Source organism: Streptomyces sp. HUAS MS02, from assembly GCF_055702265.1.
Window position 1 is genome coordinate 8,796,748 of sequence record NZ_CM146747.1, and the last position, 13,709, is coordinate 8,810,456.

The following is a 13,709-nucleotide window of genomic DNA, read 5'->3' on the forward strand; positions in this document are numbered from 1 at the left end:
AGGATGGGCGCGGGCGCCACAAGGAGCCGATTTTCAGATAGTGAGCGACAGGCCCCTGGTCACCCGGCTCGCGGTCGGGAGCAGCCTGGCCCGGACCTCGTCGAGGCGGGAGAGCCGGTCCGCCCGCAGCGAGACCCCGAGCGAGCCGAGCGTGTCCCCGCTGTACACGGGCACCGCGACACAGACCGTGCCGAGGGAGTACTCCTCCAGATCCGTGACGGCCGGCGCGATGGGGGAGGAGTCCAGTCGGCGGAGCAGCTCCGGGGCGTCGGTGATGGTCCGCGGGGTGAGGTCCGCCAGATGGTGTCGGGAGAGATAGTCCTGGCGGGACTCCTCGTCCAGCTCACGCAGCACCGACTTGCCCAGCGCGGTGGCGTGCCCGGCGTCCTCGAACCCCACCCAGAGGTCCACCCGGGGCGCCCGGGCGCTGTCCACGATCTCGGCGACCCGGATCTCACCGTCCTCGTAGAAGGTGAGGTACGCGGCGGTGGTGAGCTCGTCCCGCAGCGCGGCGAGCGTCGGCCGGATCCGGCTGAGCAGGGCCTGCCCCCTGCCGGTGGTGTGCAGGGCCGTCACCTTGTCGCCCAGGACGAAGCCGCCGTCGGCCAGTTTCCGCAGATAGCCGTCGTGGACCAGGGTCCGCAGCAGGTGGTAGGCGGTGGCCAGGGGCAGCCCGGTCTCCCGTGCCAGCTGCTTCGCGGGCGCGCCGTTCTCGTGGGCGCTCACCGCCTCCAGCAGGCGGAAGGCCCGCTGCACGGAGGTGATGAGTGTGGGGCCGGGGCCTTCGTGCGCAGCCATACGACCAGCGTGCGCCGGGCACGCGACCCCGGCAAGCTCCGCCCGGGTGCCCTGCCCGGGCGAGCCCGCCCGCGTAGGGCACCTGGGCCGGGACCCTTCGACGGCGACGATCACTTCCACCCGTACGCGTAGGCCGCGACCCACGTGATGTCGAGCTGGGCGCTGCTGCCCGGTGCCGCGCCCGGTCCTTCCAGGGCGCTCTCGTTCTGCAGCACCCACGACAGCGGCCGGTCCGGCACGTCCCGGGTGTCGTGGCCAACCAGCCGCCCGTCCACGAAGAACCGGACATGCCCCGGCGTCCACTCCGTCGACACGGTGTGCCACCGGGTCCAGTCGTCGCTCCCCGGGAAGTATCCCTGTTCACCGCCGCCGCAGGGATGGTGGAACGCCGTGAGGTCGCCGGTCCACTCACCCTCGGGATGATCCATCTCGCAGCCCCCGCCGTGGTGCAGCCAGGCCGACTTGTATCCCGGGGCGAGCTTCGTCACCTTGATACGGGCGCTGTACTTGCCGTACTTCATCTGCATCACCGCACGGGGTACCACCGCCGCAGCGTGCACGGGACCCCCGTCGGCGGGCCGCCACATGCGGATGAACATCCGGCCGTCGCCGTTCTCCGCAGGGCCCACGCTCACCGTGTCCTCCGGGTGGTAGACACCCACGACGTCCCGGCCCCGGTCGTTGGCCGTGTCACGCCAACCCGTCGGATATGCCCACCAGTTGTCGCGGTACGCGCCGGTGAGGCCCCCGCAGTGGGCGGCGGAGGTGTCGACCCGGTGCTCGCAGTCGCTGAACCCGCCCAGCGGCACCCGGTCGCCGTCGAAGTCCTCCGCGAGGACCTGCCAGAACGGCCCGCAGTCCCCTCGGGGCAGGTCGGTGCCGGCGACACGGCAGGCGTCGGCCGACACCGGCGCTCCCTCGGCACGGGGAACACCGACGAGCGCCACCAGCAGCAGGAGACCCACGGAGGGCCACACCGCTCGTCCACGACGTTTCGGTGCCGCGTGCGAACCCATCGGACAGCCCCCTTCGTCCCACCGAGGGATGCGTGGCGCGAGGGAGCATCGTCACCGCAGGACCGCTCCGGCGCCATCCCCGCGGCCGGCCGCTTTCCGGAGGGTCGTGCTCCGCCATGGCCGAGGTGAATCGGCGGTTTCGGGTACTCGGGGCCCGGAGCCGGACCCGACGCGTCCGGGACGTCGGACCTGAGGAGGTACGCGATGCGACTGCGGGAACACGTGGTGGTGGTGACGGGAGCGTCCAGCGGGATCGGCCGGGCCACGGCCGAGGCCTTCGCCGGCAAGGGGTGCGCCGTGGTGCTGGCGGCCCGCCGTGAGGAGGCGCTGGAGGCGACCGCCCGGGAGTGCGAGACGCACCGCGGGGCGCGGACGCTGGTCGTGCCGACCGACATGACCGACGCCAAGGCGGTCGAGGACCTGGCGAGGCGCGCGGTGGAGGAGTTCGGCCGGATCGACGTCTGGGTCAACAACGCGGCCGTCAACGCCTTCGGCCGGTTCGAGGACGTACCGCTGGAGGACTTCCGGCGGGTCCTGGACGTCAACGTGATGGGCTACGTCCACGGGGCGCGCGCGGCTCTGCCGGTGATGCGCGCGCAGGGGCGCGGGACGCTCGTCAACATCTCCTCGATCGTGGGAGCCGTCGCCCAGCCCTACAGCCACCCGTACAGCATGTCCAAACACGCCGTGCAGGGCTTCGGATCCAGCCTGCGGCAGCAGCTGCGGGTGGAAGGGGTGAAGGGCGTGCGGGTGTGCACGGTGATGCCCGCGACCATCGACACCCCGCACTTCGAACAGTCGGCCAACTACACCGGGCGCAAGGTCGTCGCCATGCCGCCCGTCTACAGCCCCGAGCGGGTCGCCAAGGCCGTCGTCGACCTGGTCCGGCACCCGCACCGGGAAGTGGTGGTCGGCCCGGCCGGGCGGGCCCTGGTACGCAGGGCGCGGAAGAACCCGGCCCTGGCGGAGCGGGTGATGGCCAAGCAGACCGACAAGACCCATCTGTCCCACGACGAGGCGGCCCCGGCCACGCACGGAACGCTGCACGTCCCCGCTCCCGGCGAGGGAGCGGTGCACGGCGGCTGGGGCGGTCGGCGCCGCACGGCGCTGCGCCGGACGGCGGTCGGCGCGGTGCTGGGCGCGGGCGCGGTCGCTGTGGGACGCCGGATCAGCCGGGAGACGGCCGCCTGACCGGGCTGACCGACAGGCTGACCGCCTGAGCGGACCCGACCGGGCCGCTCGGCCCGGCCGAGCGGACGAGACGTGGGTGCGGGCGAACGGCCCGCACCCACGCCGACTCTCAGCCGCGTACCCTCAGCGCGGCGGTTCCACTTCGGCGGTCGCCTCGCGCCCTATCGCGACGCCGGTTCCCGCGCGGGTACCCGGACGGACTCCATGACGAAGCCGCTGCGCACCCGCGCCGGCATCCGGGTCAGCGGGATCCGCAGATCCTGCGCGGGCACCTCGTACTCGAGCCGGGCCAGCCGCGGCCCCAGGGCCCGCAGCAGCGCGACGGTGACGTCCTCGCCGGGGCAGCGATGACCGGTGGCGCGGTCGCCGCCGCCCTGCGGCACCAGGTCGTCACGGCCGGGCGGCCGCTCCAGGAAACGCTGCGGTTCGAAGGTGTACGGGAGGTCCCACAGGTCGGGGTCGTGGTTCTGCCCGTACAGGTCGAGCAGGACCATGGCGCCCGCCGGAATCGGCTCGCCCCGCCACTCCAGGTCGGTCACGGCCAGCCCTCCGACGAAGGGCGCGAACGGGTAGAAGCGCCGCAGCTCGTGGGCGAACGCCACGGCGTACTCGGGGTCGTCCTCGGCCAGCCGCTCCCGCACGTCGGGCCGCAGCCGCAGCGCGTGCCCGGCGTAGGTGACGAACCAGCACACGGCGACGGTGGGGCGGACGATGTTGAGGAGTTCCACCGCGGCGGTGTGCGGGTCGAGGGGCAGGCCGTCGGCGTCCTGGTGCCGGACCACCACGTCCAGCGGCGATCCGGGCGGCGCGGTGGCGGCGCCCTCCCGGACGTCGCCCACCAGACCCGCCAGCCAGGCCTCGCTGCGGCTGCGGGCCCGTCGGGCCCGCCAGTGCCGGGGCCCCGCCGTGGCGAAACCGTCGACCATGGCGACCATGTCACGGGCCGTGTCCTCGGCCTCGGACTCGTCCAGCGGGATCCCGGCCCACCGGCAGACACCCAGCGTGAGCGCCCGGCTCGCCTCGTCGAACAGCACGACCGAGCGCCGGCCGGGCCAGGACCGTACGGCCGTGTCCCAGGCGTCGGCGACCTGCTCGACCAGGTCGGCGACCGCTTTCGGGCCGGTGAGCAGCGAGAGGAACATCTCCTTGCGCACGCGATGGGCCGGACCGTCCAGGGTGTGCACCGCCCCGTGGCCGAACAGGGTGCTCAGCACCGGGCCGGGCAGCGCCGTCGCCCGTTCCACGTGCCGCTCGTCGTAGAAGAACCGGACGGCCTCCGGGCCCCACAGGGCGACGGTGTGCCGTCCCGCCAGGCGGGCGCGGACCAGGGGACCGGCGGTACGGCGCCGACGGTCGGGCAGCCAGGTGTATCCCTTGACCAGGGCCGTGAGCGAACTGTCGACCAGCGGGGTGCGAGGGCTCGGATTCATGCCGACCCGAGTGCCCGCCCCGGTCCGCCGGTAACGCGGGGAGCGCGGGCACCGCACGGCTGGCCGAAGCGCGCGCCGCGGGCGTGGTCGTGACGTGGACGAGAGGGCGGTCGCGGCACAGAGGTGTTACACCCCACGGAACTCGGTACTCCGCACGGAGACCACCAACCGGTCGGACACCCCCGGAGGCGAGCATGAGCGACGAGAACATGGCGGACGACGCCTACCAGCCCACCGGTGGCAACGAGGAGCAGGAGGACGCCGCCCCGCTGGATCTCCAGGACGCGCTCGACGAACGCACGTACGACGACATGCTGGACGAGGGCTATTCGCCGCCGGAGAGGCCGCTGGGCGTCACCAAGAGCGGGACCACGGCCGCCGAGCAGCACGAGGGCGAGTCCCTCGACGACAGACTGCGGCAGGAGGTGCCCGATGTGGAGGTGCCGGCGGGGGACGGCATCGGCGACCTCCCGGGCGGTGAGGGCGAACCCCTCGATCCGGAGGCCGGATCGGACCGCGCCGGCCGTCTCGTCGCACCCGACGAGGGCACCCGGACGGACACCACCAAGGAACTGATCGCCGAGGACGAGGGCATCGACGGCGGCGCTGCGGGCGCGGAGGAGGCGGCGATGCACATCGTCCCCGACGACGCGCTGTCCCCGACGGATTCCCCGGAGGTCTGAAGGACTCGCGTCGGCCCGCTCGTCGGTTCACCCGTCGGCCCGGGCGTCGGCCCGCGCCTCGGCTCGGTGCCGACCGCCGCGCCGCCGCTCCGCACGCGGCCTGTCACGGCCGCGGGGCGAGCGGTGCACAACGGGAGCATGAAGGTGTCGGCCGGGCTGCGTGCGGGTCGGTGGCTTGCCAAGCGGCTGGCGGTTCGCGGCGGCCGGGGGGCGGCGGGCGCGGCCGACGAGCGGCGGCGGCGGGCCTGGCGGCGCTGACGGTGGCGCAGGTGGGCTCCAACGCGGTCGCCAAGCAGCTGATCGACCGGCGCAGGCCGCCGAGGGAGTGGTTCCCGCACGCCGAGGTCGACGACCGTCCCGCGTCGACGTCGTTCCCGTCCGGCCACACCGTCGGCGCGGTCGCGTTCACGGCCGCCGTCTGGCCCACCTGGCCCGCGACCGGCGCCGCGTGCGCGGTCCCCACCGTGCTCGCGGCCGTCGAGCGGGTGCAGAGCGGAGCGCACTTCCCGAGCGATGTCGCCGCAGGCGCCGTGATCGGACTGGCCGGTGCCTGGACCGCCCGCCGCCGCCCACGCCTGTTGCTCCTCGCCGTCCGCCGACTGCCCTGACGCACGGGGACGTCGCCGGAGCACGAGGAACGCACGACCGGCGTGACCGATCGGCCGTCTACTCGGCGATGTGGCGCTGGAGCCAGTCGGCGGCGGTCCGGCGGAAGATCCTGCGGCTGTCCGCGCGCAGGAAGTCGTGGCCCTCGTCGCGGAGCAGCAGCAGTTCCGCCCGCAGACCGCGCTCCCGGGCCGCGCGGACGAACTGCTCGGACTCGCCGAGCGGCACGTTGGTGTCGTGTTCGCCGTGGACCGCGAGGACGGGGACGCGCAGGGCGTCCACGCGGGTCATCGGGGACAGCGCCCGCAGCAGTTCACGGTCGCGCTCCGGGTGGCCGTACTTGTGCGCGGCCGACTCCGCGATCCACGGCTCGGTGCCGGCGTAGAAGGTCGCGAAGTCGGACATGCCACAGGCCGCGACGCCGGTGCGGAAGAGGTCCGGGTGCCACACGAGGGACGCCATCACCAGGTAGCCGCCGTAGGAGCGCCCCATCACGGCCAGCCGCCGGGGATCGGCGAGACCGGCGACGACGACATGGGCCGCGCAGGCGGCGACGTCCTCGATCGCGGCGAACCGGCCCGTCCCGAGGTCGGCGTCGACGAACGACCGGCCGTGTCCCGACGAGCCGCGCACGTCCGGCGCGAAGACGTCGAGGCCCCGGCCCAGCAGCTCGTGGTAGAGCGGGTTGAACACGGGCCGTTCCTGCTCCTCCGGTCCGCCGTGCAGATGGATCACACAGGGCGCGGGCTCTCCGGCTCCCCGGTCGGGAGCCCGGTAGTACCAGCCGCTCAGCGGGAGTCCGTCCCGCGCGACGAGCCGCAGCGGCACGGGACGTACGGGCGGGCGGCCGGGCGGGACCGCGTCCTCGTCCCGGGACGACCACGCGGTCCGTCGCGCGGTGCCCTCGGGGAACCACCACACGCCGGGGCGGCGCTGCGAGCCGGACAGGGCCAGCACGAGTCCCGCCCGCCCGTCGACACGCGGGATGCGCGTCACGACCTCGTGCGGCAGCGACACCGTCCGCGACGGCCCCACCCGGGCCTCCCCGGCGGACGTCGGCGACACGGAGGCGACCTCCAGCTCGGTGGCGCCGCGCACGTTCCAGGCGAGTGCCGCGGTGTACCCGTCGTGGCCGAGCGCCAGCAGCTCCAGTCCGCAGTCCGCGCGCTCGGCGGCGACGCTCCGCCCCAGGGCCGCGCCCTCGGCGTCGAGGCGGACGGCGAACAGCGCGGCGAACTCACGGGCCGCGTCGCTGCGCAGCCACAGCGTCGTACCGTCCGGGGAGAACCGGCCGATCCACGGGTCCCCGTCGGCGACGTGCAGGGCGAAGGTGGTCCGTAGATCGCCGGTCCGGACGACGAGGGCCTCGCGGCGGCCGCGCGGCCCCCGGCGCAGGAGGGCCAGCCGCCCGTCCCTGCTGATGTCGCACACGCGCAGGGTCGCCGCGCCGCGTTCCACCGCCACCAGGGTGGGCGCCGCCACGCCCAGGGGGTCGACCAGATAGGCGGCCAGCCCTCCGCCCGACGTCCTCTCGCGGGGCGTCTCGCCGTCCCGCTCCTGGGCGCCTGGCGTCCCCGCCTCGCCCCGGTCCTCGGGGCCCCGCGTGTCGCGGCCGGACCCGGGGCGGGCCTCGCCGTGGTGCGGGCCGCCCAGGAGCACGGCCCGGCCGTCGCGGGTGGCCCAGCCCGGCGGGCGGGGCGCGGTGTAGGTGTCCGGATCGGCGAGGCCGGGGCCCATGGGTGCGGCTCCCTCCTCCCCTTCGGCCCCGCCCGGCGTGCGGACCGGCTCGGCGACGGTGACGGCGACCGCCGTACCGTCGTGCTGCCAGCAGCCCAGATACGCGGAGCTGCCCGGTTCGGCACCGGCGAGGATGCGCCGCCCGGTCCCGTCGGGCCGGACGCACAGCACCCTGGTGTGCTCGCCGCCTCCAGGGGCGGTGGTGTAGGCGATCCAGCGACCGTCGGGCGACCAGGCCACCTCCTTGACCGGGTGAGGATCGGAGTCCAGCAGATGGACCTCGTCCCCGCCGACCGGCCCGGTCCACAGCTGGGGGACCCCGCTCCGGTCGCAGATGAACGCGACGTACCTGCCGCTCGGGTCCACCGACGGGTACCAGCAGCCGTGCGATCGCAACGGCTGTGGCGTGTCCAGCGGGGCGGCGGTGTCCGGCAGCGGGACCGGCACCGGGGCCGTGGCGCCCGCCGGCGTCGGCGTGAGGGCCGTGCCTGCCTGGCCGTTCGTTCCCGGCGCCCCTGGGGCCGCGGCGGCCGGGCCGTGTTCCTCGGGGCGCCACGGCGTCCCGTCGACGAGGTCCTCGCCGACGGGGGAGGGGCGGGGGGAGCCCGTGAGGGGGTGCGCCCCGGTCACCTGATTCCGTGCGTTTGCAGCCATATCTCCAGCAAAGCTACCTGCCACAGCTCGTTCGCCCCACGCCTGGCGCGGTGTTCGTCCGGTGCCGCCAGCAGCCTGGCCACGTAGGAGTCCCGGAAGATGCCGCGTGACCTGGCCTCGGGCGCGGACAGGGCCTCACGGACCCGCCCCAGCACCGGTCCCGCCATGTGCTTGACGGCGGGGACCGGGAAGTACCCCTTCGGCCGGTCGACGACCTCGGCGGGCAGGACCTCGCGGCCCGCGGCCTTGAGCACCCCCTTCCCGCCGTCGGTGAGCTTCAGCTCCGGAGGGCAGACGGCGGCCAGCTCCACGAGTTCGTGGTCGAGGAACGGGACGCGGGCCTCCAGGCCCCAGTCCATGGTCATGTTGTCCACGCGCTTGACCGGGTCGTCGACGAGCATCACCTCGGCGTCCAGCCGCAGCGCCGCGTCGAGCGCGGTCTCGGCGCCGGGGCGCGCCATGTGGGCGCGCACGAAGTGGCCGGAGACGTCGTGATCGGGCAGCACGTGCGGTTGCAGCATGCCGGCGAGGTCGGAGTGCGACCGGTCGAAGTACGTCTCGGCGTACGCCTCGGCCGCCCGTTCTCTCGGGGCGGCGGCGATGTCCGGGTACCAGTGGTAGCCGGCGAAGACCTCGTCGGCGCCCTGGCCGCTCTGCACGACCTTCACCTCCTTCGCGACCTGTTCGGCGAGCAGGTGGAAGGCCACCACGTCATGGCTGACCATCGGCTCGCTCATCGCCTCGATCGCCGCGTCCAGGGCCGTCGACACCCGGTCCGAGGGCACCATCAGCTGGTGGTGTTCGGTGCCGAAGTGCCGGGCGACCAGGTCGGAGTAGCGGAACTCGTCGCCCTCCTCGCCGCCCTCGGACTCGAAGCCCACGCTGAACGTCGCGAGATCGCGCTGCCCCTCGTCGGCCAGCAGCGCCACGATCAGGCTGGAGTCGAGGCCGCCGGACAGGAGGACGCCCACGGGCACGTCGGCGACCATGCGCCGGCGGACGGCGGTGCGCAGCGCTTGGAGCACCGCGTCCCGCCAGTCGTCCGCGTCCATCCCCGTGTCCCCGGGCCGACGGGTGTACGGCGGCTGCCAGTAGCGGATGTCGCGGTGGCTGCCGTCTGGCTCCACCACCCGCACGGTCGCCGCGGGAAGCTTGCGCACGCCCGCGAGCACGGTGTGCGGTGCGGTCACCGTGGCGTGCCAGCTCAGGTACTGGTGCAGCGCGACCGGGTCGAGCGAGGTGTCGACGCCGCCGCCCGCCAGGAGCGCCGGCAGCGAGGAGGCGAACCGCAGCCGCCCCGGCGCCTGGGCCAGGTACAGCGGCTTGATGCCCAGCCGGTCGCGGGCCAGCACCAGGCGTCCGGTGGTCTGTTCGACGATGGCGAAGGCGAACATGCCGTAGAAGTGGTCGACGCAGGAGGTGCCCCACTGCTGGTAGGCCTTGAGCACCACCTCGGTGTCGGAGCCGGAGAAGAAGTGGTGGCCGAGGCCGCGCAGTTCCTCGCGCAACTCCTTGTAGTTGTAGACGCAGCCGTTGAAGACACCGGCGATCCGGCCCGCCGGGTCCGTCATCGGCTGGGCCCCGCACTCGGACAGGTCGATGATCTTCAGCCTGCGGTGACCCAGGGCGACGGCGTTCTGCGACCACAGGCCCCTGCCGTCCGGGCCCCGGGGTGCGAGTCGGTCGGTCATGCGCTCGACGGCGGCCAGGTCGGGCCGCCCGCCGTCGAAGCGGATCTCTCCGCTGAGACCGCACATCAGACCGCACCTCCTCGCAGGGGGTGACCGTCGGCCGGACCGCCCGGAGGCGATGCCTCGATCGGGCAGGAGCCGGTGCGTTTCGGGTGCGTCTCCGTCTTGCTGCTGGGCATGCGAGCCACTCCTTGATCACGGTGGCACCGGCTCCAGGGGGCGGACGACGGGTTCTCCGTCCAGGTCTCCGCGCCGTGACCTGTCGCGGGGGCGGTGGCCGGTGCCTGTGTCTCCGCACCGCCCCGCGGACGGGTCAGCCGCCGATGGACTCGACCGAGTACGCCGCCGAGGTCCCCGCCGGTCCGGCCCCACCGGCCGCGGCGACGGGCCGGCGGACGGCCCCGGGGCCGGTGCCCTGCCCGTGGTCGCCCCGGGTGTCGGCCGCCGCCGCCTTGACGCAGGCGAGCAGGCCTTCCCGCTCGGCGACCTGGCGCAGCCGGTGGGCCGCGCTGCCCCTGGCCAGGGCCTCCTCGGTGAGCGTGCGGACGGTGTCCCAGTCGCCGAGGGCCTCCAGGGCCGGGCGCAGCCTGCGGACCAGGGTGTGCACGACCTCGGGGGCGGGCGCGGCGGCGCGGGTGACCGGGTCGACGAGGGTGCCTTCCAGGCCCGCCTGTGCCGCCCGCCAGACCGCGGCCCGCAGCCACTCGTGCCTGCCGTCGCAGCCCGCGCCGGGCCGCTCCAGGCCGGCCCTGGCGTCCTCCACGAGGGCGCGGAAGAGACCGGCTATCAGGACGACCGTCTCGACGCGCGGGCAGGCGTCGCAGATGCGCAGCTCCAGGGTCCGCTGGTGCTCGCTCGGCCGCAGGTCGTAATAGACCATGCCAGGGTCCTTGATCACGCCGGAGCGGATCAGGTCCTCGACGGCGGCGTCGTAGTCGGCGGCCCCGGCGAAGCAGCCGACCGGTCCCGCGGTGGGCCAGCGCTGCCACAGCATGGTGCGCCAGCTCGCGTAGCCCGTGTCCGAGCCGAGCCAGAACGGCGAGCTGGCGGACAGGGCCAGCAGCGGGGGCAGCCACGGCGACACCGCGCACATGATCCGCACGGCCGTGTCCCGGTCGGGCACGTCGACATGGACCTGTGCGCTGCACACCAGCTGCTCGTCGGCCACCTTCCGGTACTCGTCGACCAGGGCCCGGTAGCGGAAGTCCGGGGTGGCGTCACCGGGTGTCACCCGCGCGAACGGCACGGTCCCGGCCGCCACGACGGTCAGGCCGAGCCCGGTGGCCACCTCGTCCAGCCGCCGCCGCGCTCCGCTCAGATCCGCGTGCAGGTTGTCGAGCGCGGAGTGGACGGGGCTGTTCCACTCCACCGCCGACCGTTGGAGCTCGGCCTTGAACTCGGGGCCGGGCAGTCGGCCGAGGATCGCGCCGGCCCCGGGGACCAGTCGCCCGTTCTCCGCGTCCAGAACATGAAACTCTTCCTCTACGCCTACACGAACGGTCACGGCTTCTCCCTCATCCGTACCCGAGATCGCCCGCCGGGCCGAGGCCCTTCGACGACCGCTGCGTGGTGCGAGTTCCCGACAAACGCACAAATAGTCCCATCTCTGCACTTCCGCCGCCAATGCGTCACGTGTCAGCGGTGTTCCGCCGGTCCTGGCGACGGATGTGGCGGGCGGTGTCGAAAGCGGAGTTCGCCGATCGACATGAGAGTGAAAGCAGTACGACCCAGGACTTCAGGAGTACCTCACCGTGACCGTGACCGTGACTGCGGATTTGGCCATCTCCCTCGACGGCTTCATCGCCGGCACCGGCGTCTCCCCGGACAACCCGGGGGGCGACGGCGCCGAGCCGCTCTTCGAGTGGATCCACAACCTGGCGAGCTGGCGCGAGCGCCAGGGCATGACCGGCGGCGAGGAGAACCAGGACTCCGAACTGATGCGCGAATGGTTCGACGCCACCGGGGCGGTGATCATGGGCCGCACGATGTACGACCTGGGCGAGGAGTTCTGGGGCGACAACCCGCCGTTCTGGACCCCCGTCTTCGTGCTGACCCACCGCCCGAGGCCCACCCTGGTCAAGGAGGGCGGCACCACCTTCACCTTCGTCACCGACGGTGTCCACGGCGCCCTCGACCGGGCGCGGGCCGCCGCCGGGGGCCGCAACGTCGACATCGCGGGCGGCGCGGACACCGTGCGGCAGTACCTCCGGGAAGGGCTCATCGACGAGGTGCAGCTGCACGTCGTGCCCGCGCTTCTCGGGGCCGGGCTGCGGCCCTTCGGCGACGCGGGCGCCGGACGGCGCGACCTCGAGACGGTCAGGGTGGTCCACACCCCGCTCGCCACGCACCTGAAGTACCGCTTCGTGCGGTGACCGCGACCCCGGCGTCGAGGCACCGTGAAGCCCTCAGAGGCGTGTGACGGGGATCACTCCGGGCGGAAAACCCGTCGCGCGGGTGCCGCGTCTAGGGGGTGTGAGATCAGTCAGGAAGGCAGCGGGAGAGCCGGACGAGGAACGCCTCGTCCGGCTCGTGGCCAAGGGCGACCGCGCGGCGTTCGACGAGCTGTACCGGCGCACCGCGCCATGGCTGGCGGTGCGGTTGCGCCGCCGCTGCGCCGACGAGCAGATCGTCGCCGAAGTCATGCAGGAGACGTACCTGGCGGTGTGGCGCGCGGCGGGCGCGTTCGCCGGGGCGGCCGTCGGGGGGACCGCCGTCGGCTGGCTGTGGACCATCGCCGCCCGCCGGCTCGTGGACGCCTTCCGGCGCAGGGCCCACCACGCGGAACCGCCGCCCGCGGCCGCAGCGCACCCCGTTGCGCCCGCCGCCGAGGACGAGGCGCTCGCGGCGACCGTCGGCGGCGACGTCGGCGACGCACTGCGCCGCCTCGCGCCCGAACTCAGGGCGGTACTGCAGGCCATGGTGCTCGACGGACTGACCGTCCGGGAGACCTCGGTCCTGCTCGGCGTGCCCGAGGGCACGGTCAAGACCCGTGCCCGCCGGGCCCGGACCGAGATGCGGAAGGCCCTGGCATGAGTGTGGAACACGCGTCGACGCGGCTCATCGACGGTTACGCGCGCGGCGACACCGACCTCGCCGCCGACGAGGTGTGGGCCCTGGAAGCACACCTGGAGGCCTGCCGCACCTGCCGGGACCGACTGTCGGCCGCCGTCACCGCGAGCGCGCCCGCCGTGACCGCCCTGGTCGGCACCGTATGGGCCGACCTGGAACCCCGGCTTGCCGCCACCGCCACCATGCCCCGCGGGCGACGGCTGGCCGCCCGGCTGTCGACCTGGCTGACGCCCACGACGGTGCCGTGGCTCGCCATGGTCATGAGCGTGACCCTGATCGCGCTGCTGTTCGACCTCGCCGACCCCGGCACGGGCCCCGGCTCCCGCGAGGTGTCGCTGGTGCTGCTGTTCTCCCCCGTCCTGCCCGTACTCGGCGTCGCGGCCTCGTGGGCACGCGGCCTGGACCCGGCGTACGAGCTGACGGCCTCCGTGCCCCGGGCCGGGCTCCCCCTGGTGCTGCGGCGCACCGTGGCCGTGCTCGTCCTGGTCGTGCCCGCGCTGTTCGTGGGCGGATGGGCGACAGGGGTGACGGCCGCCCAGTGGCTGCTGCCCTGTCTGGCGTTCACCTCGACGACCCTCGCACTCGGCGGAGTCGTCGGCGTGACCCGCGCCGCCGTCGCGCTGGTCGCGGTGTGGGCCGCCGTGGTCGTGGCGCCGACCCTGGCCACCGGCCGCACACCCCTCGCTCTCCGGACGGACGGCATGCCCCTGTGGGGGCTGATCCTCGCGCTCGGCATCGGTGTCGTGATCGCCCGCAGGGGCGCCTACTCCGTGCTGGGAGCCCATCGATGACTCCCAAGACGACCCCCAAGACGACCACCGACGGGAAGGAACC

12 protein-coding genes are annotated in these 13,709 nt (G+C 74.1%); 6 read left to right on the plus strand and 6 right to left on the minus strand.

Annotated elements, in window-relative coordinates; translation table 11 throughout:
• Positions 1-33: 33 nt before the first annotated feature.
• Positions 34-798, minus strand: coding sequence for an IclR family transcriptional regulator (locus ACZ9QC_RS37980; RefSeq protein ID WP_472917239.1), 765 nt, complete (start codon positions 796-798; stop codon positions 34-36).
• Positions 799-908: 110 nt separating this feature from the next.
• The gene (locus ACZ9QC_RS37985) at positions 909-1,763 is read right to left on the minus strand and encodes a glycoside hydrolase family 16 protein (RefSeq protein WP_472917240.1); all 855 of its coding nucleotides are present in this window, start codon (positions 1,761-1,763) and stop codon (positions 909-911) included.
• Positions 1,764-2,018: 255 nt separating this feature from the next.
• Here ACZ9QC_RS37985 and ACZ9QC_RS37990 point away from each other — a divergent pair, with 255 nt between their 5' ends.
• Positions 2,019-3,005: an SDR family oxidoreductase gene (locus tag ACZ9QC_RS37990; RefSeq protein WP_472917241.1), complete on the plus strand. Its 987-nt coding sequence runs from the start codon at positions 2,019-2,021 to the stop codon at positions 3,003-3,005.
• A gap of 161 nt (positions 3,006-3,166) precedes the next feature.
• On the opposite strand, the gene ACZ9QC_RS37995 is transcribed toward ACZ9QC_RS37990, so the two are convergent.
• The gene (locus tag ACZ9QC_RS37995; RefSeq protein ID WP_472917242.1) at positions 3,167-4,435 is read right to left on the minus strand and encodes a cytochrome P450; all 1,269 of its coding nucleotides are present in this window, start codon (positions 4,433-4,435) and stop codon (positions 3,167-3,169) included.
• Positions 4,436-4,629: 194 nt separating this feature from the next.
• Here ACZ9QC_RS37995 and ACZ9QC_RS38000 point away from each other — a divergent pair, with 194 nt between their 5' ends.
• Both ACZ9QC_RS38000 and ACZ9QC_RS38005 read left to right on the plus strand, forming a co-directional pair.
• The gene (locus ACZ9QC_RS38000) at positions 4,630-5,118 is read left to right on the plus strand and encodes a DUF5709 domain-containing protein (RefSeq protein WP_472917243.1); all 489 of its coding nucleotides are present in this window, start codon (positions 4,630-4,632) and stop codon (positions 5,116-5,118) included.
• A 269-nt stretch (positions 5,119-5,387) separates the two neighbouring features.
• The gene (locus ACZ9QC_RS38005) at positions 5,388-5,726 is read left to right on the plus strand and encodes a phosphatase PAP2 family protein (protein ID WP_472917244.1); all 339 of its coding nucleotides are present in this window, start codon (positions 5,388-5,390) and stop codon (positions 5,724-5,726) included.
• A gap of 58 nt (positions 5,727-5,784) precedes the next feature.
• On the opposite strand, the gene ACZ9QC_RS38010 is transcribed toward ACZ9QC_RS38005, so the two are convergent.
• The 3 genes from ACZ9QC_RS38010 to ACZ9QC_RS38020 all read right to left on the minus strand — a co-directional run bounded on the left by ACZ9QC_RS38010 (position 5,785) and on the right by ACZ9QC_RS38020 (position 11,310).
• The gene (locus ACZ9QC_RS38010) at positions 5,785-8,115 is read right to left on the minus strand and encodes a S9 family peptidase (RefSeq protein ID WP_472917245.1); all 2,331 of its coding nucleotides are present in this window, start codon (positions 8,113-8,115) and stop codon (positions 5,785-5,787) included.
• Positions 8,088-9,872: an N-acetylglutaminylglutamine amidotransferase gene (locus tag ACZ9QC_RS38015; RefSeq protein ID WP_472917246.1), complete on the minus strand. Its 1,785-nt coding sequence runs from the start codon at positions 9,870-9,872 to the stop codon at positions 8,088-8,090. Before ACZ9QC_RS38015 ends, ACZ9QC_RS38010 begins: the two co-directional genes overlap by 28 nt.
• 247 nt (positions 9,873-10,119) lie before the next feature.
• Positions 10,120-11,310: a carboxylate-amine ligase gene (locus ACZ9QC_RS38020; protein WP_472917247.1), complete on the minus strand. Its 1,191-nt coding sequence runs from the start codon at positions 11,308-11,310 to the stop codon at positions 10,120-10,122.
• 253 nt (positions 11,311-11,563) lie between these two features.
• Here ACZ9QC_RS38020 and ACZ9QC_RS38025 point away from each other — a divergent pair, with 253 nt between their 5' ends.
• The 3 genes from ACZ9QC_RS38025 (at position 11,564) to ACZ9QC_RS38035 (ending at position 13,666) form a co-directional block, all read left to right on the plus strand.
• The gene (locus tag ACZ9QC_RS38025; protein WP_472921920.1) at positions 11,564-12,178 is read left to right on the plus strand and encodes a dihydrofolate reductase family protein; all 615 of its coding nucleotides are present in this window, start codon (positions 11,564-11,566) and stop codon (positions 12,176-12,178) included.
• 100 nt (positions 12,179-12,278) lie between these two features.
• Entirely contained in the window at positions 12,279-12,839 is a 561-nt protein-coding gene (locus ACZ9QC_RS38030) for an RNA polymerase sigma factor (protein ID WP_184897548.1), read from the plus strand.
• Positions 12,836-13,666 carry a zf-HC2 domain-containing protein gene (locus tag ACZ9QC_RS38035; protein ID WP_472917248.1) on the plus strand — a complete coding sequence of 277 codons (831 nt, stop codon included), beginning with the start codon at positions 12,836-12,838 and terminating at the stop codon, positions 13,664-13,666. The genes ACZ9QC_RS38030 and ACZ9QC_RS38035 overlap by 4 nt, the downstream gene beginning before the upstream one ends.
• Positions 13,667-13,709: the final 43 nt, after the last annotated feature.

Coding starts and splice junctions, on each gene's coding strand:
- ACZ9QC_RS37980 (WP_472917239.1), bottom strand. CDS start 798: ATGGCTGCGCACGAAGGCCCCGGCCCCACACTCATCACCTCCGTGCAG.
- ACZ9QC_RS37990 (WP_472917241.1), top strand. CDS start 2,019: ATGCGACTGCGGGAACACGTGGTGGTGGTGACGGGAGCGTCCAGCGGG.
- ACZ9QC_RS37995 (WP_472917242.1), bottom strand. CDS start 4,435: ATGAATCCGAGCCCTCGCACCCCGCTGGTCGACAGTTCGCTCACGGCC.
- ACZ9QC_RS38000 (WP_472917243.1), top strand. CDS start 4,630: ATGAGCGACGAGAACATGGCGGACGACGCCTACCAGCCCACCGGTGGC.
- ACZ9QC_RS38010 (WP_472917245.1), bottom strand. CDS start 8,115: ATGGCTGCAAACGCACGGAATCAGGTGACCGGGGCGCACCCCCTCACG.
- ACZ9QC_RS38015 (WP_472917246.1), bottom strand. CDS start 9,872: ATGTGCGGTCTCAGCGGAGAGATCCGCTTCGACGGCGGGCGGCCCGAC.
- ACZ9QC_RS38035 (WP_472917248.1), top strand. CDS start 12,836: ATGAGTGTGGAACACGCGTCGACGCGGCTCATCGACGGTTACGCGCGC.